Consider the following 18,139-nt stretch of genomic DNA (forward strand, 5'->3'; position numbering starts at 1 on the left):
TCCGTCCGGACCCCCCACCAGGGCGGCGGCGAACCGGACGGGCTAGCCTGAAGCGCATCCGAGCAGGCAATTCGGATACCTGCGGACACAGTCCGACGCGCTTCCCGCAGCGCACACCGAGACAGGAGGCACGGTATGGCGGCGGCCTCTGCCCGTGTCTTCGTCTCACACCTCGCCGGTACGGCCGTCTTCGACCCGAACGGCGACCAGGTGGGCCGGGTACGCGACCTCGTCGCCATGCTGCGCGTCAGCCACCGCCCGCCCCGGCTGCTCGGCCTCGTCGTCGAACTCACCACCAGGCGCCGCGTCTTCATGCCCATGACCCGCGTCACCGGCATCGAGTCCGGCCAGGTCATCACGACGGGCGTACTGAACGTCCGGCGCTTCGAACAGCGCCCCACCGAACGGCTCGTCCTCGGTGAACTCCTCGACCGGCGGGTCACCCTCAACGAGACCGGCGAGGAGGTCACCGTCCTGGATGTGGCGGTACGACAACTGCCGGCCCGCCGGGACTGGGAGATCGAGCGGGTCTTCGTACGGAAGAAGGGCCGCGGCGGAGCCTTCCGGCGCAACACCGGCGAGACGCTGACCGTCGACTGGTCCGCCGTCACCGGGTTCTCCCTGGAGGAGGACGGACAGGGCGCCGAGAGCCTCCTCGCGACCTTCGAGCAGCTGCGCCCCGCCGACCTCGCCAACGTCCTGCACCACCTGTCGCCGAAACGGCGCGCCGAGGTGGCCGCCGCCCTCGACGACGACCGGCTGGCCGACGTACTCGAAGAGCTGCCCGAGGACGACCAGATCGAGATCCTCGGCAAGCTCAAGGAGGAGCGCGCCGCCGACGTCCTGGAGGCGATGGACCCGGACGACGCCGCCGACCTGCTCGGCGAGCTGCCCGAGGACGACCAGGAGCGCCTGCTGAGCCTGATGCAGCCCGCCGACGCGGCCGACATGCGCCGGCTGATGGCGTACCGCGAGGACACGGCGGGCGGTCTGATGACGACCGAGCCGATCGTCCTACGGCCCGACGCGACCGTCGCCGACGCGCTGGCCCGGATCCGCGAGCCCGACCTCTCCCCCGCGCTCGCCGCCCAGGTGTACGTGTGCCGTCCGCCGGACGAGACGCCGACCGGCAAGTACCTGGGCGCGGTCCACTTCCAGCGGCTGCTGCGCGACCCCCCGTACACCCTGGTCGGCTCGCTCGTCGACGACGACCTGCAACCCCTCTCCCCGGACGCCGAACTGCCGGTCGTCGCCGGGTTCTTCGCGACGTACGACATGGTGGCGGCGCCGGTGGTCGACGAGAGCGGGTCGCTGCTGGGCGCGGTGACCGTGGACGACGTACTCGATCACATGCTGCCCGAGGACTGGCGGGAGACGGAGTTCCACCTCGACGAGAGCGCACCACCTTCCGCTGCCGAGGGGGCGGGTGCGCATGACGCCTGAGCGCGAGTCCGGTACGCGCGAGCGTGCGGCCACCGGCGCCACCGCGACCGGCCGGGCCCGGGTCCGGCTCGACCAGCCGCGCGCGCCCCGGCGCCGGATCCTGCCCGAGTGGGACTCGGAGGCCTTCGGACGGCTGTCGGAGCGCATCGCGCGGTTCATGGGCACCGGACGGTTCATCGTCTGGATGACGGTCGTCGTCCTCGTGTGGGTGCTGTGGAACATCTTCGCGCCGGGCGACCTGCGCTTCGACAACTTCCCGTTCATCTTCCTGACCCTGGCGCTGTCCCTCCAGGCGTCCTACGCGGCCCCGCTGATCCTGCTCGCGCAGAACCGGCAGGACGACCGTGACCGCGTCAACCTCGAACAGGACCGCAAGCAGAACGAGCGGTCGATCGCCGACACCGAGTACCTGACCCGGGAGATCGCCTCGCTGCGCGCGGGGCTCGGCGAGGTCGCGACCCGGGACTGGATCCGCTCCGAGCTTCATGACCTGGTCAAGGAGCTGGAGGAACGGTACGAGGAGCGGTACGCGGACGGGCATCCCAAGCACCGTCCCGACCGCCATCCCGGCGGACCTGGCGTATTCCCGGCAGAACGGCCGCGGGGGCGTGACGTAGAAGACCGGTGACGGGCTTTCCGGGGGCCGTGTGCGGCGCCGTACCATCGTGGTTATGGCTACGGAAGACGCGGTGCGTGAAGCACTGGCGACGGTGAACGACCCCGAGATCCAGCGACCCATCACCGAACTGGGGATGGTGAAGTCGGTGGTCATCGGCGCGGACGGGGCGGTCGCGGTCGCCGTGTACCTGACGGTCTCCGGCTGCCCGATGCGCGACACGATCACGAAGAACGTGACGGAGGCGGTCTCGCGGGTCGAGGGCGTCACGCGCGTCGACGTCGAACTCGACGTCATGAGCGACAACCAGCGCAAGGAACTGGCGTCCGCCCTGCGCGGCGGCCAGGCCGAGCGCGAGGTCCCCTTCGCCAAGCCCGGCTCCCTCACGCGCGTGTACGCGGTCGCGTCCGGCAAGGGCGGTGTCGGCAAGTCGTCGGTCACCGTCAACCTGGCGGCGGCGATGGCGGCCGACGGCCTCAAAGTGGGCGTCGTCGACGCCGACATCTACGGCCACAGCGTGCCGCGCATGCTGGGCGTGGAGGGCCTGCCGACGCAGGTCGAGAACATGATCATGCCGCCGTCCTCGCACGGCGTGAAGGTCATCTCCATCGGTATGTTCACCCCGGGCAACACCCCGGTCGTCTGGCGCGGCCCGATGCTCCACAGGGCCCTCCAGCAGTTCCTGTCGGACGTGTTCTGGGGCGACCTTGACGTCCTGCTCCTGGACCTCCCGCCGGGCACGGGCGACATCGCGATCTCCGTCGCCCAGCTGGTCCCGAACGCCGAGATCCTCGTCGTGACGACGCCTCAGCAGGCGGCGGCCGAGGTGGCCGAGCGCGCGGGCGCCATCGCCGTACAGACCCACCAGAAGATCGTCGGCGTGGTCGAGAACATGGCCGGCCTGCCCTGTCCCCACTGCGACGAGATGGTCGACGTCTTCGGCACGGGCGGCGGCCAGACCGTCGCCGACGGCCTGACCCGCACAACCGGGGCGACGGTCCCGGTCCTCGGCTCCATCCCCATCGACGTCCGCCTCCGAGAGGGCGGCGACGACGGCCGCCCGGTCGTCCTCTCCGACCCCGACTCCCCGGCAGGCGCATCCCTCCGCGCCATCGCAGGCAAACTGGGAGGCAGGCAGCGGGGCCTGTCGGGCATGTCGCTGGGCATCACCCCACGGAACAAGTTCTAACCGGGGGGCGAGCGGGGCTTTTGCCTTTAGGGGCGCGGGGAACTGCGCGACAAGCCACGACGGCGCAGCACTCGCCACACAACCCCAGCCCCCACAACGAAGGGGCGCCGCAAACAACCGGCGCCCCAAAACCTCACGCGTACACGCCAATATCCTTGATCACGGCGAAGCCAAGACCGTACGCACTCATCCCCCGCCCATACGCCCCCACATGCACCCCCTCCTGAGTCGACCCGGCCAGCACCCACCCGAACTCCGACTCCCGGTAGTGGAACGGCGTAGGCACCCCGTCCACCGGCAGGGACAACGTCGACCAGTCGGACCCGCCGAGATCGTCCGCGAGGACCCACGCCGTCTCGGTCTGCTGGTCGAGCCAGTCGTCCCGCAGGGTGTGGTCCATCTGCCCGGGCCAGGTGAAGGACAGCAGCCCCACCCCGGCCAGCCAAGCCGCCGACGACACCGAGGTGGCCTCCAGCAGCCCCGTCCCGTCCGCACTGCGCCGTACGGGGTTGGCGGCCACGGTGACGACCACCGCGAACCGCTCCTTGTCCTCCCCCATGGCCTCGTGCCGTACGGAGGGTTCGTCGCCGTGCCCGATCGAACCGTGCTCGACGGCACCGTCGGCCGCCGTACCCACCTGCATCAGCCAGCGCGGTCCCGTGAAGGCCTCGTCGAGGCCGTACCAAGGGAAGGGCGCCAGCAGATAGCCGTCAACCGTGCGCCGGGCGGAGGGGACCTGTTGTCCGCCCTCCGCGGCCGGCGCCTGTGCGCCCACCCGACTTGTCGTCTCCATGTACCCGGACGCCTCCTCGTTCTCGTCGGCCCGGAACGGCCCGCCCCCCTTCGGGCGGCGCTGCTGGCCGATGTACGGCCCCACAACAACTCGGCAGCATAGCCACCCCGCTCCGAGCAGCAGGGAAAGCGCCCGGCGCGTGGGCCGCGCAGACGTCCGGATCGGGCCGTCCGAGGCCCAGTCGGAGTATGAATCACGTCACGCGCACACGGACATGTGCACGCAGGCGTACGACGATCAGGTGGCGTCCGCGTCGTAGGGCGGGCGCTCGTCCGCCTCGGGCTTCTTCGTCATGTCGACGGTGCCGCCGGAGGAACCGGACGCAGTGGTGGAGCCCGATGAAGAGGAGTCGGCATCGCGGCCGTGCACCGCGTCCGTCACCTCGGCCATCTCCTTCTTCAGGTCGAAGCCGTTGCGGATCTCCTTGAGCCCCAGCTCGTCGTTGTCCAGCTGCTTGCGGATGAACGTCTTGGGGTTCAGGTCCTCGAACTCGAAGTCCTTGAACTCCGGGCCCAGTTCCTGGCGGATGTCCTGCTTCGCGCCCTCCGAGAACTCCCGGATCTTGCGGATGGTGCGCGTGACGTCCTGGATCATCTTCGGAAGCTTCTCCGGACCGAAGACGAGCACAGCGAGGAGCACGAGCGTCACCAGCTCGAGCGGTCCTATGTCATTGAACACCTGAAGCTCCTTGCGAGTCCTCGGTCCTCGGCCCTCGGTGGTCCGTGCGGTCTTCGCGGTCTTCCGTGGTCCGGGCCGGTTCCACGGTACCCGGCCATCCTGTCCCACCGGTACCGTCCGGGGGCCGAAGAGTGCGTGTACGAGACCGGTTTTCCGCGATGTTTGCCTAGTGGGAGGCGGTGCGGGCCCGTCACCTGTGACGTTTCTGTCAGTTACCGCCGGAGGAGCCCAGGACGAGGGAGATCGTCCGTTCCCTGCCGCCGCGCAACAGGGACAGTTCCAGCCGGTCGCCTGGGCGGTGGGCGCGGATCTTAACGATCAGTTCCTCGCCGGAGTGGACGCGCCGATCGTCGACCTCGGTGATGATGTCGCCGGCCTCCAGGCCCGCCCGGTCGCCGGGGCCGCCGGTGGTGACCGCGGGCCCGCCGTCGTTGCCCTCGGTGCCGACGCGGGCGCCGTCGCCGGAGTAGTCCATGTCGAGGGTGACGCCGATGACGGGGTGGGTCGCCTTCCCGGTGTTGATCAGTTCCTCGGCGACGCGTTTGCCCTGGTTGATGGGTATGGCGAAGCCGAGCCCGATCGACCCGGACTGTGCGCCGTCCAGCCCCGAGCCGCTGTCGGCGGAGCGGATCGCGGAGTTGATCCCGACGACCCTGGCCCGGGCGTCGAGCAGCGGGCCGCCGGAGTTGCCCGGGTTGATGGGAGCGTCGGTCTGGAGCGCGTCGACGTACGACACGTCGCTGCCGTCCCCGCTCTCGCCCCCGGCGGTGATGGGCCGTTCCTTGGCGCTGATGATGCCGGACGTGACGGTGTTGGCTAGGTCGAAGGGGGCCCCGATGGCGACGACGGGGTCGCCCACCGCCACGTTGTCGGAGTTCCCGAGGACCACCGGCTGGAGCCCGTCGACGTCACTCACCTTGACGACGGCCAGGTCGTATCCGCTGTCCCGTCCGACGACCTCGGCCTCGGCGGTCTCGCCGCCGCTGAACGTCACGGTTATCGCGCCGTCGGCACCGGCGGGTTCGACGACGTGGTTGTTGGTGAGGATGTGTCCCCGGCCGTCGAGCACGAACCCGGTACCGGTGCCCTCGGCCTCGTCGCCGCGCACATGCAGGGTCACCACGCTGGGCAGCGCACGCGCCGCGATCCCGGCCACGCTGTCCGGTGCCCGTCCGACGGACTCGTCGCTCGCGGTCTGCGGCAGCTGGATCCGCTCACCGCCCCCGCCGTGCCGCTCCAGATACGACCCGACGGCGCCACCGACACCTCCGGAGAGCAGCGCGATCAGCACGGCCCCGACCACCAGCCCACGCTTCCGCGCCCCGGGCCGGGCATCGACGGGCGCGGATCCGTTCTGCTGGAGCGGCTGAAGGGACTGCAGGGGCGAGGCCGACCAAGGGTCGTAGCGCTGCCAGGGGTTGGGTCCGGAGCCGGTCTCGGGAGGGGCGGGAGGCGGGGCAGGAGCCTCGGGTACGTCGGACACGTCTTCCGGTACCTCGGACAGCCCCGGGGGCGTCAGCGGCCCCGGTACGGCCGTACCGTGCGCCGGGGTCATCGCGGGGTGCTGGACCGGCGGAGCGGGCGCCCAGGGGCCGGGATGGCCGTAGGGCGGGGTGCTGTAGGGATCGGGGTCGTGGAGGGGCTGGGGCGGCCCGGACTGAGGCGGTTCGGGCGGGAGGTCCGGCTGGGCGGCGGGCGCGGCTTCGGGTACCCCAGGTGCTCCGGACCCGTCCGACGCTCCAGGCACCGTCACGGGAGGCGGCAACTCGAAGTCGCCGTCACCGTCGGCCCCCGCCACAACCTCTGCGGAAGCCACACCCTCCTCGGAGGACAGCCGCGCCTCGGCGGCCGAAACCTCCTGGCCGGAAACCGACGCCTCCTGACCCGGCGGCGCCGACTCCTCCTGAGGCCGGTTCCACCACTTGGCCTTCGCGGGCTTCCCCTCGTTCATGCTCTCCCCACACCTGGCCCGCTGTTGTGCGGCCCGCACCTCGGATTCAACCAGGTTCGTGGGGTCAGCGGACGGTGTCCGTGGAGGAAGGGGACGGTGAGGGGGACGAGTCGGGCGCCGGTGCCATGAGCAGGCCCTGGACGGCCACTTCGGGCGCCGTGGACCAGGAGGTCAGGGCGACCTGCGGGGCCTCCAGTGGGCGTATCAGCGGGGACAGCACCGCGGCGGCGGCCACGACGGGCGTGGTCAGCGGATGCATGGCCTCGCGCTCCCGGCTCCCGGAGGCCGGTGCCGGCACGCCGGGCAGCAGCGGCGCGGACGCCCCTGTCGACGCCACCGGCGCCTGCCCGAACGTCCCCTGCCCGAACCCCTGCGAGAGCAGCGGACCGACCGAGCGGCGCCGCTGGCTGTCGGGAGCCGTCGCGGCTCCCCCGCCCTGCGGACGCATCGGCGTCACATTGCTGCCCCCGGAGGTGCCTCGGGCCTCTGCCGTGTCGCCGGGAACGCCCGTCGACACCCCGCCCAGCGCGATCGCGGCCAGCGACACCGCACCGGCGGCGGCGAACGCGAACCGCAGGCCGCGCGAGGACGAGCGGTCGGCGTCGTGACGACCGACGTCATGGATACGGAAACCCCGGCCGGGGGCGGGCGGCGGAAGGACGGAGGTGTGCGGCCGGGCCGGGACGTACCCGAACCCTTCGCCTCTCACCCCGAAGACTCCTGAGCCGGCTCCTGGACCCCCGGGGAACGCGGAAAGCCCGTCGGAGAACCCTCCCCCGCCCAGCGGCGAGCCGCCGGAGTCGGAATCACCTCCGCCGGGCAGGCCCTGGAGGCGGGCCAGGAAGCTCTCGGAGGGCGGTGGCGGGGCCATCTCCGCGAAGACGTTCTTCAGACGGCGCTGTGCGTCGGCCTCCGACTTGCACTTCGGACAGGTGGCCAGGTGCGCCAGGACGCGTTCACGCGTCTCATGACCGAGTTCTCCGTCCACAAGGGCGGAGAGGCGGTCTCCCAGATGCTGCTCTGCCAGACGACGCTCGGCAGAGTACGGCCGCGATCCACTCACGCGCTCGCGCCCCCTCCTCCCAGCGCGGCCACCCGTGGCACCGCGAAGCGGCGCTCGGCACGGGCCTCCGGAGAGCGGTGCGCGAGGGCCTTGCGGAGCTGGGAGCGGCCTCGGTGGATACGGGAGCGGACGGTGCCGAGCTTCACGCCGAGAGTCGCGGCGATCTCCTCGTACGACAGTCCCTCGATGTCACAGAGGACGACGGCGGCGCGGAACTCGGGCGCGAGGGTGTCCAGCGCCTGCTGGACGTCCGCGTCGAAGTGCGCGTCGTTGAAGACCTGCTGCGGGGACGGCTCACGGCTGGGCAGACGCTCGGCCGCGTCGTCACCGAGGGCGTCGAAACGGATGCGCTGCTTGCGGCGGACCATGTCCAGGAAGAGGTTGGTGGTGATGCGGTGCAGCCAGCCCTCGAAGGTGCCGGGCGTGTACGTCGACAGCGAGCGGAAGACGCGGACAAAGACCTCCTGGGTGAGGTCCTCGGCGTCGTGCTGGTTGCCGGTGAGGCGGTATGCCAGGCGGTAGACACGGCCGCTGTGCGTGCTGACGATCTCCTCCCACGTGGGCGGAGTCCACGCCTGCCCGTCCGCGTCGGTGGAGAAGGTCGCGGTCTGGGCTCGGTCAGCGGCGTGGCTGGGGTCAGCAGCAGTGTTGTTCACGGATTTCGGCCTGCCCGCTGATCCGAGAAGACGCCGGAGCGCTCCTCCCCGATCCACAGGCGCAGCCGCACCTCCCCTGTCGGCTCTGGTGGTGACCAGTGGAGCACCTACCATAGCCACCTCGCCCGTTAGCTCCGGATAAGCGGTTTTACGAGAAATTGATCTGCGCTGATACGGCTCGGCGGGCCGCGTGAGCACCTGTCCCGCGCCCTCCGCATACCCTGCGTTCTCAGCCTTCTCGGTGTGCTGGTCCATCCGCTTGTCCCCCTGGTCCTCAGCCTGTCTGTCCCACCTCGTCCCGCACCCCTCTAAACGCCCGGTCCCATCTGCGGGTTCCCGGCAGCAACGGATACAGTCACGCCCAGGCAACTGCGGGGACAGGAGAGGGTCATTACCGGCAACCGGCAGACGAGCTGGGCGTTCGCCGACGCCTTTGTCGCCGAGGACGAAGCACAGCTCTGGGCCCGTGACCGGGCCCGCGAGGCAGGGCTGCGCTCGGTGGCGCCCAGCACGGGCGCCGCGCTACGGCTGCTGGCCGCCTCCGTGGACGCGAAGTCGGTGGCGGAGATCGGGACCGGGACGGGCGTCTCGGGGATGTACCTCCTGCAGGGCATGCGCGCGGACGGTGTCCTGACCACGGTCGACCCCGAGCCGGACCACCAGCAGTTCGCCCGCCAGGCCTTCCGCGCGTCCGGCTTCGCCAGCAATCGCGCCCGCTTCATCCCGGGCCGCGCCCTGGACGTGCTGCCCCGGCTCGCGGACGCCGGCTACGACCTCGTGTTCTGCGACGGCGACCGGCTGGAGAGCCTCGACTACCTAGCTGAATCGTTGCGTCTGCTCCGTACGGGTGGCCTGGTGGTCTTCGAGGGCGTCTTCGCCAACGGCAGGACGGTCGATTCGGGGCCCCAGCCCACCGAGGTCATACGGCTGCGGGAGCTGCTGCGCGCGGTGCGCGAGAGCCAGGAGCTGGTGTCGTCCCTGCTCCCCGTGGGCGACGGTCTGCTGTGCGCGGTCAAGCGCTGAGGGCAGCGCTGGGGGCAGGGCCTGGGCAAAACAGTGCCCCGGCACCGTGTGTTCACGGTGCCGGGGCAGCTGAAAGGGTATGGACGCGTCCGCGCGTCAGCCGACGACCTTCTTGAGGGCATCGCCCAGCGCGTCGGCCTCGTCAGGGGTCAGCTCGACGACGAGTCGACCGCCGCCTTCGAGCGGAACGCGCATGACGATGCCCCGCCCCTCCTTTGTCACCTCGAGCGGGCCATCGCCCGTCCGCGGCTTCATGGCCGCCATGCTCGTTCCCCTTCCTGAAACCAGCTCATCGTCGCCGACGGCCCCTTAGGAGGGCACGCCCATCCCCTCATGGGACGAACGTCACCGGCATCGAACACATTGCTTCCAAGCCATTATCCCGCATCTCAGGACCCTATGACCAACATCAGTCGGCATCGCTTGGGCAACGCGCGCGATCAAAACCACTCAATTCGCCGATGTGACTGCGATACTTCGCCGCCGCGCGGACCCGCGCCGCCGCCGGACGGACGAGAATTCTTTGACGCAGGTCACATGACCGGCCCTCTCCTGGGACCGCGATCTCCGCCATGCTGTCCTGCGACGACCGAGCCGCGACACCCACTGGAGGGGACCCCCATGGCCGACACCGTGCTCTACGAGGTGCACGACGGACTGGCGACGATCACGCTGAACCGCCCCGAGGCGATGAACGCGCTGAGCATCGCGACCAAGGTCGCACTCCGGGAGGCGGTCCAGGCGGCGGCCACGGACGGCGCCGTACGGGCGGTGCTGCTGACCGCGGCCGGGGACCGGGCGTTCTGTGTGGGCCAGGACCTCAAGGAGCACATCGGGCTTCTGGCGGCCGATCGCGAGGCCGGCACGGGTCAGACCATGACGACGGTCCGCGAGCACTACAACCCCATCGTGCGGGCCCTGACGGGCATGCCCAAGCCGGTGGTGGCGGGCGTGAACGGCGTCGCGGCCGGGGCCGGCTTCGGTTTCGCGCTCGCCGCCGACTACCGGGTCGTCGCGGACACGGCGGCCTTCAACACGTCGTTCGCGGGCGTGGCGCTGACCGCCGACTCGGGCGTCTCCTGGACGCTCCCGCGCGTGGTCGGCCCCGGGCGCGCCGCGGACCTGCTCCTGTTCCCGCGCAGCATCAAGGCGCAGGAGGCGTACGAGCTGGGCATCGCGAACCGGGTCGTCCCCGCGGCGGACCTGCGGGCCGAGGCCGAGAAGACGGCACGGGCCCTGGCCGACGGCCCGACAGTGGCGTACGCGGCCCTCAAGGAGGCCGTGGCCTACGGCTTCTCCCACTCCCTGGAGGAGACCCTGGAGAAGGAGGACGAACTCCAGGCACACGCGGGCGCGTCGGAGGACCACGCGATCGCGGTACAGGCGTTCGTCAACAAGGAGAAGCCGAAGTACTTGGGGCGGTGAGTTCCCTTTTTGGGGTGGGGAGCGCCGTTGAGAGCTGCGGGTCCGGTGGGGGCTGGTCGCGCAGTTCCCCGCGCCCCTTAAAGGGCGCTTCTCGCGACGCACGTCGCCAAGTGGTCGTCGACCAGCCCGCAGGCCTGCATCAAGGCGTACGCCGTCGTCGGGCCCACGAAACGCAGGCCCCGCTTCTTCAGGGCCTTCGACAGGGCGGTCGACTCGTCGGTGACCGCGGGGACGTCGGCGAGGGTCTTGGGGACCGGGCGGGTGGCCGGGTCCGGGGCGTGGGACCAGATCAGCTCGTCCAGTTCCCCGGGGGCCCAGTCCGCGAGCACGCGCGCGTTGGCGATCGTCGCGTCGATCTTCGCGCGGTTGCGGATGATGCCTGCGTCGGCGAGGAGCCGTTCGCGGTCGACGTCCGTGAAGACCGCGACGGAGGCGATCCTGAAGCCGGCGAAGGCGGTACGGAAGCCCGGCCGGCGGCGCAGGATGGTGATCCACGAGAGACCGGACTGGAAGGCCTCCAGGGAGAGCCGTTCGAAGAGGGCCTCGTCGCCGTGGACCGGGCGCCCCCACTCCTCGTCGTGGTACGCGACGTAGTCCTCCGTGGACAGCGCCCAGGGGCAGCGCAGAGCGCCGTCGGGCCCGGCGAGGGCCTCGCCGGGCCCGGCGCTCACTGCTCGCTCCCCTGGGCCGGCTTGTCCATGGCGACCCGCGACGCGGCCTGGGCGCCGGACAGCGCGGACTCCAGGTCGGCGATACGGGCGTCCCGCTCGGCGAGTTCGGCGCCGAGGCGGGTGAGCGCGTCGTCGACGTCCGACATGCGGTAGCCACGGGCGGCGACCGGGAAGCGGAGGGACTCGACGTCGCCGCGGTCGACCGGACGGTCGAGCGGCAGCGGGTCCTGGAGCCGCTCGGGCGCGGTCTCCGGCAGGACGGCGTTCTCGCCGCCGCCCACCACGGCCAGCGTCACCGCGGCGACCACGACGGCGAGCGCGACGACCAGGAACAAGAACATCAACATCGCTGGTTCCCCATGGATTTCGGATGGATCGGAAGAAGCAGGTGCATCGGGCGGACCGGTGGATCGGGTGGATCGGGTGGATCGGACCGATGGGCGGTGCCTCAGCCCATGCGGCAGGGTCCGATCGTGCCATGCGAATCTGGCAGTCATGGCCGCAGGCGGCCGAATACCGGGAACGTACTAGGAGAGGTCACAGGCGATGCTCAGACTGGGCAGGCGTGAATTCGGCGCGCACGAGCCGGTGATCATGGCGATCGTGAACCGGACCCCGGACTCCTTCTACGACCAGGGAGCCACCTTCCGCGACGAGCCCGCGCTCACGCGCGTGGAGCAGGCGGTGTCAGAGGGTGCTGCCATCATCGACATCGGCGGGGTGAAGGCGGGACCCGGCGAGGAGGTGACGGCGGAGGAGGAGGCGCGGCGGACGGTCGGCTTCGTGGCGGAGGTGCGGCGCCGGTTCCCCGACGTGGTCATCAGCGTGGACACCTGGCGGGCGGACGTGGGCGAGGCCGTGTGCGAGGCGGGGGCGGATCTGCTGAACGACGCGTGGGGCGGCGTCGATCCGCGGCTCGCGGAGGTCGCGGGGCGGTACGGGGTGGGGCTGGTGTGTACGCACGCGGGCGGTGCGGAGCCGCGGACTCGTCCGCATCGGGTGGAGTACGAGGATGTCATGGCCGACATCCTCCGGGTGACCGTCGGGCTGGCCGAGCGGGCGGTCGCTCTGGGGGTGCCCCGGGAGTCGGTGATGATCGATCCGGGGCATGACTTCGGGAAGAACACGCGGCACAGTCTGGAGGCGACTCGGCGGCTGGGGGAGATGGTGGAGACGGGGTGGCCTGTGCTGGTGTCGCTGTCCAACAAGGACTTCGTGGGCGAGACGTTGGACCGGCCGGTGAAGGAGCGGCTGGTGGGGACGTTGGCGACGACGGCGGTGTCGATGTGGCTGGGGGCGCGGGTGTACCGCGTCCACGAGGTCGCGGAGACGCGCCAGGTACTGGACATGGTGACGTCGATCGCGGGCCACCGTCCGCCGGCGGTGGCGCGGAGGGGGCTGGCGTAGGGCTTTCCTCGCCCCCGCCGCCCCTACCCGTCCCATCCTCGGGGGCTGCCGCCCCCGAACCCCCGCTCCGGCCCTGAACGGGCCTTGTCCTCAAACGCCGGACGGGCTGACTACCCAGCCCGTCCGGCGTTTGAGGACGAGCGCGTTCAGCGCGATAGGGGGGTCTGGGGGCGCAGCCCCCAGGGATGGGAACGGGTAAGGGCGGCGGGGGCGAAGGAAACGCTGCTCAAGCCCAGCGCTAGCGTCCCGCCTCCTTCGACACCAGTGCCACCGCCTCGTCCACGTCGTCCGTGACGTGGAACAGCATCAGGTCCTTCTCCGAGGCCTTGCCCTGGGCGATCAGGGTGTTCGTGAGCCAGTCGATCAGGCCGCCCCAGTACTCGCTCCCGAACAGCACGATCGGGAAGCGTGTCACCTTCTGCGTCTGGACCAGGGTCAGCGCCTCGAAGAGTTCGTCCAGGGTGCCGAGACCCCCGGGCAGGACCACGAAGCCCTGCGCGTACTTCACGAACATCATCTTGCGGACGAAGAAGTAGCGGAAGTTGAGGCCGATGTCGACGTAGGGGTTCAGCCCCTGCTCGAAGGGCAGCTCGATACCCAGCCCCACCGAGACGCCCTTCGCCTCGCACGCACCCTTGTTGGCCGCCTCCATCGCCCCCGGGCCACCGCCTGTGATGACGGCAAAGCCCGCCTCCACCAGACCCCGGCCGAGGCGGACCCCCGCCTCGTACTCCGGCGAGTCCACCTTCGTACGCGCCGACCCGAACACACTGATCGCGGGCGGGAGTTCGGCGAGCGTGCCGAAGCCCTCGATGAACTCCGACTGGATGCGCAGCACCCGCCAGGGGTCCGTGTGGACCCAGTCGGAGGGACCGCCCGCGTCGAGGAGACGCTGGTCGGTGGTGCTCGCCTGGACCTGCCCGCGCCTGCGCAGCACCGGTCCGAGCCGCTGCTCCTCCGGTGGCTGCTTGCTGCCCTCGGGGTTGCCGGTAGCCATGGCCGCTCCCTTCCTCCGCTTGCTGTGGTTCCACCTCAGCGTAGATCTCCGCCGGTTACGGACGGGGGACGTGAGCATGTCCGCCATGAAGCGCCGTCCCGGCCTTCCTGTGTGGTCAGGACGTCAGCCAGGCCCGCAGTCGTTCCTCGCCCGCCAGGATCTTTCCGGTTTCCACCCGTTCGTCCCGCTTGTGCGCCAAGTGGGGGTTCCCGGGGCCGTAGTTGACGGCCGGGATGCCGAGCGCGCTGAAGCGCGACACGTCCGTCCAGCCGTACTTGGGCTGCGGGGTGCCGCCCACCGCCTCGATGAAGGCCGCCGCGGCCGGGTGGGAGAGACCCGGCAGGGCCGCGCCGCTGTGGTCGTCCACCACGAACTCCGTCACCCCGCAGTCCGCGAAGACCTCCCGCACGTGCGCCAGCGCCTCCTCCTCCGAACGGTCGGGCGCGTAGCGGAAGTTGACCGTCACCACGCACTCGTCGGGGATGACGTTGCCCGCCACCCCGCCCCCGATCCGGACCGCGTTGAGCCCCTCCCGGTACTCCAGGCCGTCGATCACCGGGTAACGCGGCTTGTACGAGGCCAGCTTGGCCAGGATCGGGGCCGCCGCGTGGATCGCGTTGGAGCCCATCCAGCTGCGCGCCGAGTGGGCCCGCTCGCCCGCCGTCTTCAGCAGCACCCGCAGCGTGCCCTGGCAGCCGCCCTCCACCTGGCCGTCGGACGGTTCGAGGAGCACCGCGAAGTCCCCCTCCAGCCACTCCGGGTGGGCCTCGGCGACATGCTTGAGCCCGTTCAGTTCGGCCGCGACCTCTTCCTGGTCGTAGAAGACGAACGTGAGGTCCCTGTTCGGCGCCGGCACCGTGGCCGCGATCCGCAGCTGCACCGCGACCCCCGACTTCATGTCGCACGTCCCGCAGCCCCACAGCACCCCGTCCTCGTCGAGCCGCGAGGGGACGTTGTCGGCGATCGGCACCGTGTCGATGTGGCCGGCCAGGATCACGCGTTCCGTGCGGCCCAGGTTCGTCCGGGCGACGACGTTGTTGCCGTACCGCTCGACCGTGAGGTGCGGCAGGGCACGCAGAGCCGTCTCGATCGCGTCCGCGAGGGGCTTCTCGCTGCCGCTCTCCGAGGGGAAGTCGACGAGCCACGCGGTCAGGCGAGCGGCGTCCAGCGTGAGGTCAAGCGGTGTGTCGGCCATGCCGACGACCCTAACGCGCCGTCCGGTCACGCCACCGCACAGCTCGGGAACAGCACCGGCACAGCACGGGCAGCGCCCCACACCGTCCCCTCACCCCCTTCCGACCACCCTCCGACCTCCCTCCTCGCCGAACACGGAAACCGCGGACCCTACTCTCCAGTACCTTGTACGGATGCCGGAGCCGTCCCCCCACCACAAGCGTCGTGGCCGCCTCCTCCGTCGTGGGGCGTCCTTCCTGGTCCTGCTCGCCGTCGCGGGCTATCTCGCGGTGCAGTACGTCACCGGCGGGACCGGAGATCCGGCCTGCGAGGTCGTCTCGGCCGACGGTGACGGAACCGCGTACGAGTTCACCCCCGAGCAGGCGGTCAACGCGGCGACGATCACCGCGGTCGGCACCGCGCGCGGGTTGCCCGAACGGGCCGTGGCCATCGCGCTGGCGACCGCCCTCCAGGAGTCGGGACTGCGCAACATCACCCACGGCGACCGGGATTCGCTGGGCCTGTTCCAGCAACGCCCCTCGCAGGGCTGGGGCACCGAGAAGGAGATCCTGGACCCGACCTACTCGGCGGGCGAGTTCTACGAGCATCTCGTCAAGGTCTCCGGCTATGAGCGCCTCCCGCTCACCGTGGCCGCGCAGCGCGTGCAGCGCAGCGGCTACCCGGAGGCGTACGCGAAGCACGAGCCGGACGCCACGCTGCTGGCGGCGGCCCTGACCGGCCGCGCGGCGGCCACCCTGACCTGCCAGGGCCGCCTGGACACCACCCCGACCGGCGGCCCGGACGCCGTACGCGCGGCGCTCGTACGGGACTTCGGCCGCGATGTGCTCACCGTGGCCGCCGCGGAGGTGGGCCGCAAGACCGCCGCAACCCCCACACCCTCCCCCTCCTCGACCCCCCACTCCACCGTGACGCTTCCGGTGCCCTCGGACAGCGACACGGCCGCCGGGACGACGGTCGAGCAGCGTGGCTGGCAGCTGGCGCACTGGGCGGTGGCGAACTCCTCCGCGCTGCACATCGAGAACGTCACGTACGCGGGCCGCCGCTGGACGGCCGGCAACACCGACAGCGAGTGGCGCCCGACGGGCACACGGGCGAGCTCGGACGTGGTCCTGATCGTCACCGCGCGGTAGTACGGGCAGGAGTGCGGGGAGTCCCCCGTACGGGTTACTCCTGCCGGGCCCCGGCAGGAGTCCGCCCGGGTTTTCGCCGAGTCACTCCCACATCCGCCCACTGTCCGTCAAAACCCTTGCGGACAAAGGGCTGTAGCGCGCCACAAGCATTCACCCGACTTTCGGACCGGGTGCCCTTTGCCCACTTTTATCCGCAGGCGATAATGCGACGCATTGCCAACTCTTTACATTCGGGCGCCGCAACCTTCAGGGGCCTTCGAGCGGTAGTCACTGCGTCCGAGTCCGGACGATCAACAGTCAACCGACACTCAGGAGCATCATGTCCCTTCCCCTGACCCGCCGGATCGCCCGTGCTGCGCTGCTCGTCGCAGCGGGAGCGGCAGCCGGGGTCGGTGCGGCCGGTTCCGCCAGCGCGGCGCCGGCCGGTCTGCCGGCCACCCCGAACCTCGGCGGTCTGACCGCCCTGGACACGGCGAACGTCGACGCGGTCACGAAGGCCGTGCCGACGACGGCCGGCGGTGACGTCCTCGGCGACACCGCGAAGACCGCGACGAAGGGCGGCCTGCCGACGGACGCGCTCCCGACGAAGGGCCTGCCCGGCGCCGGCCAGCTGCCCCTGCAGGGCCTGCCGCTGGGCTGACCCGAGCGCGGTGACCAGGTGATGGCGGAGGGGCCCGGGGATCTTCCCCGGGCCCCTCCGTCGTACAGCGGCACTGGCCCAGCAATGACTCTTTACAGGCGCGCGACCGCCGCCGCCACCCGCTCGTCCGTCGCCGTCAGGGCCACGCGGACGAAGGTCTCGCCCGCCGTGCCGTAGAAGTCGCCCGGTGCGACCAGGATGCCCAGGTCGGCGAGGTGGGCGACGGTGTCCCAGCAGGACTCCTCGCGGGTGGCCCACAGGTAGAGGCTGGCCTCGCTGTGCTCGATGCGGAAGCCGTGGCGTACGAGGGCCTCGCGCAGGGCCGTACGACGGGCCGTGTACCGCTCGCGCTGCTCGGCGACGTGTGTGTCGTCGCCGAGGGCGGCCACGACCGCCGCCTGGGTGGGCGCCGAGGTCATCATGCCGCCGTGCTTGCGGATCTGGAGGAGCGGGCCGAGGACCTCCGGGTCACCGGCGAGGAACGCCGCCCGGTAGCCGGCGAGGTTGGAGCGCTTGGAGAGGGAGTGGACGGACACGATCCCCTCGTACGAGCCGCCGCACACGTCCGGGTGCAGTACGGAGACCGGGTCCGCCTCCCAGCCCAGCTCGATGTAGCACTCGTCGGAGAAGATCAGCACGCCGTGCTCGCGGGCCCAGGCGACCGTCCGGGTCAGCTCCTCCTTGCTCAGCACCCGGCCCGTGGGGTTCGAGGGCGAGTTGAGCCAGAGGAGCTTCAGGTTGGTGGGGTCCAGCTCGGTCGGGTCGTCGTAGACCTCGTACTCGGCACGGGCCAGGCGGGCGCCCACCTCGTACGTCGGGTACGCGAGGCGCGGGTAGGCGACCTTGTCGCCCGGGCCCAGGCCCAGCTGGGTCGGGAGCCAGGCGACCAGTTCCTTCGAGCCGACGATCGGCAGGACGTGGCGGTGGGTGATGTCCCGGGCGCCGAGGCGTCGCTCGACCCAGCCGGTGAGCGCGTCGCGCAGCTCGGGCGTGCCCCAGACGGTCGGGTAGCCCGGCGAGTCGGCCGCCGCGACCAGCGCTTTCTGGATCAGCTCGGGGACCGGGTCGACCGGCGTGCCGACCGACAGATCGACGATGCCGTCCGGGTGCGCGGCGGCCGTCTTCTTGTACGGCTCCAGCTTGTCCCAGGGGAAGGCGGGGAGGCGGTCGGAGACTGCGGAGGACACGATTACTGGCTCACTTTCGTACGTACGGCAAACGCCTCGGTCCCGTACGGCGATCATGATCAAAGGCGATCAGGCC

19 protein-coding genes are annotated in these 18,139 nt (G+C 71.0%); 8 read left to right on the forward strand and 11 right to left on the reverse strand.

The genetic code is table 11. From position 1 onward, the window contains the following. Window positions 1-135 precede the first annotated feature (135 nt). Genes LUX31_RS13475 through LUX31_RS13485 form a run of 3 tightly spaced genes read left to right on the forward strand, consistent with a single transcriptional unit; the run spans window position 136 to window position 3,248 of the window. Complete coding sequence (locus LUX31_RS13475) at window positions 136-1,443, forward strand: magnesium transporter MgtE N-terminal domain-containing protein (protein ID WP_235475017.1); 1,308 nt, start codon at window positions 136-138, stop codon at window positions 1,441-1,443. Next, window positions 1,433-2,071, forward strand: a complete 639-nt coding sequence (locus LUX31_RS13480) for a DUF1003 domain-containing protein (RefSeq protein WP_235475018.1) — start codon at window positions 1,433-1,435, stop codon at window positions 2,069-2,071. The genes LUX31_RS13475 and LUX31_RS13480 overlap by 11 nt, the downstream gene beginning before the upstream one ends. Before the next feature lie 43 nt (window positions 2,072-2,114). Then, a complete protein-coding gene (locus LUX31_RS13485) occupies window positions 2,115-3,248 on the forward strand; it encodes an Mrp/NBP35 family ATP-binding protein (protein ID WP_235475019.1) in 1,134 nt (377 codons plus the stop codon). A 133-nt stretch (window positions 3,249-3,381) separates the two neighbouring features. On the opposite strand, the gene LUX31_RS13490 is transcribed toward LUX31_RS13485, so the two are convergent. The 5 genes from LUX31_RS13490 to sigE all read right to left on the reverse strand — a co-directional run bounded on the left by LUX31_RS13490 (window position 3,382) and on the right by sigE (window position 8,503). Continuing rightward, on the reverse strand, window positions 3,382-4,041 hold the full coding sequence (locus tag LUX31_RS13490) for a hypothetical protein (protein WP_235475020.1): 660 nt from the start codon (window positions 4,039-4,041) through the stop codon (window positions 3,382-3,384). A 237-nt stretch (window positions 4,042-4,278) separates the two neighbouring features. Next, window positions 4,279-4,719, reverse strand: a complete 441-nt coding sequence (locus LUX31_RS13495; RefSeq protein ID WP_235475021.1) for a sec-independent translocase — start codon at window positions 4,717-4,719, stop codon at window positions 4,279-4,281. A gap of 208 nt (window positions 4,720-4,927) precedes the next feature. Beyond that, window positions 4,928-6,670, reverse strand: a complete 1,743-nt coding sequence (locus LUX31_RS13500; protein WP_235475022.1) for a trypsin-like peptidase domain-containing protein — start codon at window positions 6,668-6,670, stop codon at window positions 4,928-4,930. Window positions 6,671-6,734: 64 nt separating this feature from the next. Continuing rightward, the gene (locus LUX31_RS13505; RefSeq protein WP_235475023.1) at window positions 6,735-7,733 is read right to left on the reverse strand and encodes an anti-sigma factor family protein; all 999 of its coding nucleotides are present in this window, start codon (window positions 7,731-7,733) and stop codon (window positions 6,735-6,737) included. After that, on the reverse strand, window positions 7,730-8,503 hold the full coding sequence (gene sigE / locus LUX31_RS13510; protein WP_235475024.1) for an RNA polymerase sigma factor SigE: 774 nt from the start codon (window positions 8,501-8,503) through the stop codon (window positions 7,730-7,732). Before sigE ends, LUX31_RS13505 begins: the two co-directional genes overlap by 4 nt. Before the next feature lie 210 nt (window positions 8,504-8,713). Between sigE and LUX31_RS13515 the strand changes: the two genes are divergently transcribed. Then, window positions 8,714-9,412, forward strand: coding sequence for an O-methyltransferase (locus LUX31_RS13515; RefSeq protein WP_235479908.1), 699 nt, complete (start codon window positions 8,714-8,716; stop codon window positions 9,410-9,412). 96 nt (window positions 9,413-9,508) lie between these two features. Here LUX31_RS13515 and LUX31_RS13520 read toward each other — a convergent pair whose 3' ends face one another. Next, window positions 9,509-9,676, reverse strand: coding sequence for a DUF3117 domain-containing protein (locus tag LUX31_RS13520; RefSeq protein ID WP_003966491.1), 168 nt, complete (start codon window positions 9,674-9,676; stop codon window positions 9,509-9,511). 357 nt (window positions 9,677-10,033) lie between these two features. On the opposite strand from LUX31_RS13520, the gene LUX31_RS13525 reads away from it, so the two are divergent. Further along, on the forward strand, window positions 10,034-10,837 hold the full coding sequence (locus LUX31_RS13525; RefSeq protein WP_235475025.1) for an enoyl-CoA hydratase/isomerase family protein: 804 nt from the start codon (window positions 10,034-10,036) through the stop codon (window positions 10,835-10,837). A gap of 77 nt (window positions 10,838-10,914) precedes the next feature. On the opposite strand, the gene LUX31_RS13530 is transcribed toward LUX31_RS13525, so the two are convergent. Both LUX31_RS13530 and LUX31_RS13535 read right to left on the reverse strand, forming a co-directional pair. Beyond that, window positions 10,915-11,508 (reverse strand): DNA-3-methyladenine glycosylase I, encoded by a 594-nt coding sequence (locus LUX31_RS13530; RefSeq protein ID WP_328285655.1) that lies wholly within the window; start codon window positions 11,506-11,508, stop codon window positions 10,915-10,917. Beyond that, window positions 11,505-11,855 (reverse strand): DivIVA domain-containing protein, encoded by a 351-nt coding sequence (locus LUX31_RS13535; RefSeq protein ID WP_235475026.1) that lies wholly within the window; start codon window positions 11,853-11,855, stop codon window positions 11,505-11,507. The genes LUX31_RS13530 and LUX31_RS13535 overlap by 4 nt, the downstream gene beginning before the upstream one ends. A 199-nt stretch (window positions 11,856-12,054) precedes the next feature. Between LUX31_RS13535 and folP the strand changes: the two genes are divergently transcribed. After that, window positions 12,055-12,915, forward strand: a complete 861-nt coding sequence (gene folP / locus LUX31_RS13540; protein WP_235475027.1) for a dihydropteroate synthase — start codon at window positions 12,055-12,057, stop codon at window positions 12,913-12,915. 238 nt (window positions 12,916-13,153) lie between these two features. On the opposite strand, the gene LUX31_RS13545 is transcribed toward folP, so the two are convergent. Continuing rightward, window positions 13,154-13,912 carry a TIGR00730 family Rossman fold protein gene (locus LUX31_RS13545; RefSeq protein WP_235475028.1) on the reverse strand — a complete coding sequence of 253 codons (759 nt, stop codon included), beginning with the start codon at window positions 13,910-13,912 and terminating at the stop codon, window positions 13,154-13,156. A 115-nt stretch (window positions 13,913-14,027) separates the two neighbouring features. Continuing rightward, complete coding sequence (dapE, locus tag LUX31_RS13550) at window positions 14,028-15,107, reverse strand: succinyl-diaminopimelate desuccinylase (RefSeq protein WP_235475029.1); 1,080 nt, start codon at window positions 15,105-15,107, stop codon at window positions 14,028-14,030. Window positions 15,108-15,279: 172 nt separating this feature from the next. Between dapE and LUX31_RS13555 the strand changes: the two genes are divergently transcribed. After that, the gene (locus tag LUX31_RS13555; protein WP_235475030.1) at window positions 15,280-16,236 is read left to right on the forward strand and encodes a heavy metal transporter; all 957 of its coding nucleotides are present in this window, start codon (window positions 15,280-15,282) and stop codon (window positions 16,234-16,236) included. A 319-nt stretch (window positions 16,237-16,555) separates the two neighbouring features. After that, window positions 16,556-16,876: an ATP-binding protein gene (locus LUX31_RS13560; RefSeq protein ID WP_235475031.1), complete on the forward strand. Its 321-nt coding sequence runs from the start codon at window positions 16,556-16,558 to the stop codon at window positions 16,874-16,876. 92 nt (window positions 16,877-16,968) lie between these two features. Here the strand turns inward: LUX31_RS13560 and LUX31_RS13565 are convergent, their stop codons facing one another. Next, on the reverse strand, window positions 16,969-18,063 hold the full coding sequence (locus LUX31_RS13565) for a bifunctional succinyldiaminopimelate transaminase/glutamate-prephenate aminotransferase (RefSeq protein WP_235475032.1): 1,095 nt from the start codon (window positions 18,061-18,063) through the stop codon (window positions 16,969-16,971). Window positions 18,064-18,139 lie beyond the last annotated feature (76 nt).

Source organism: Streptomyces sp. GQFP, assembly GCF_021545335.1.
Classification (GTDB): Bacteria; Actinomycetota; Actinomycetes; order Streptomycetales; family Streptomycetaceae; genus Streptomyces.

Bases quoted from the DNA above. Each gene is read 5' to 3' on its own strand.
- LUX31_RS13485 (WP_235475019.1), top strand. From the start codon at position 2,115: ATGGCTACGGAAGACGCGGTGCGTGAAGCACTGGCGACGGTGAACGAC.
- LUX31_RS13525 (WP_235475025.1), top strand. From the start codon at position 10,034: ATGGCCGACACCGTGCTCTACGAGGTGCACGACGGACTGGCGACGATC.
- LUX31_RS13475 (WP_235475017.1), top strand. From the start codon at position 136: ATGGCGGCGGCCTCTGCCCGTGTCTTCGTCTCACACCTCGCCGGTACG.
- sigE (WP_235475024.1), bottom strand. From the start codon at position 8,503: ATGGTAGGTGCTCCACTGGTCACCACCAGAGCCGACAGGGGAGGTGCG.
- dapE (WP_235475029.1), bottom strand. From the start codon at position 15,107: ATGGCCGACACACCGCTTGACCTCACGCTGGACGCCGCTCGCCTGACC.
- LUX31_RS13545 (WP_235475028.1), bottom strand. From the start codon at position 13,912: ATGGCTACCGGCAACCCCGAGGGCAGCAAGCAGCCACCGGAGGAGCAG.
- LUX31_RS13555 (WP_235475030.1), top strand. From the start codon at position 15,280: ATGCCGGAGCCGTCCCCCCACCACAAGCGTCGTGGCCGCCTCCTCCGT.
- LUX31_RS13480 (WP_235475018.1), top strand. From the start codon at position 1,433: ATGACGCCTGAGCGCGAGTCCGGTACGCGCGAGCGTGCGGCCACCGGC.
- LUX31_RS13490 (WP_235475020.1), bottom strand. From the start codon at position 4,041: ATGGAGACGACAAGTCGGGTGGGCGCACAGGCGCCGGCCGCGGAGGGC.
- LUX31_RS13560 (WP_235475031.1), top strand. From the start codon at position 16,556: ATGTCCCTTCCCCTGACCCGCCGGATCGCCCGTGCTGCGCTGCTCGTC.
- LUX31_RS13520 (WP_003966491.1), bottom strand. From the start codon at position 9,676: ATGGCGGCCATGAAGCCGCGGACGGGCGATGGCCCGCTCGAGGTGACA.
- folP (WP_235475027.1), top strand. From the start codon at position 12,055: ATGCTCAGACTGGGCAGGCGTGAATTCGGCGCGCACGAGCCGGTGATC.
- LUX31_RS13500 (WP_235475022.1), bottom strand. From the start codon at position 6,670: ATGAACGAGGGGAAGCCCGCGAAGGCCAAGTGGTGGAACCGGCCTCAG.
- LUX31_RS13535 (WP_235475026.1), bottom strand. From the start codon at position 11,855: ATGTTGATGTTCTTGTTCCTGGTCGTCGCGCTCGCCGTCGTGGTCGCC.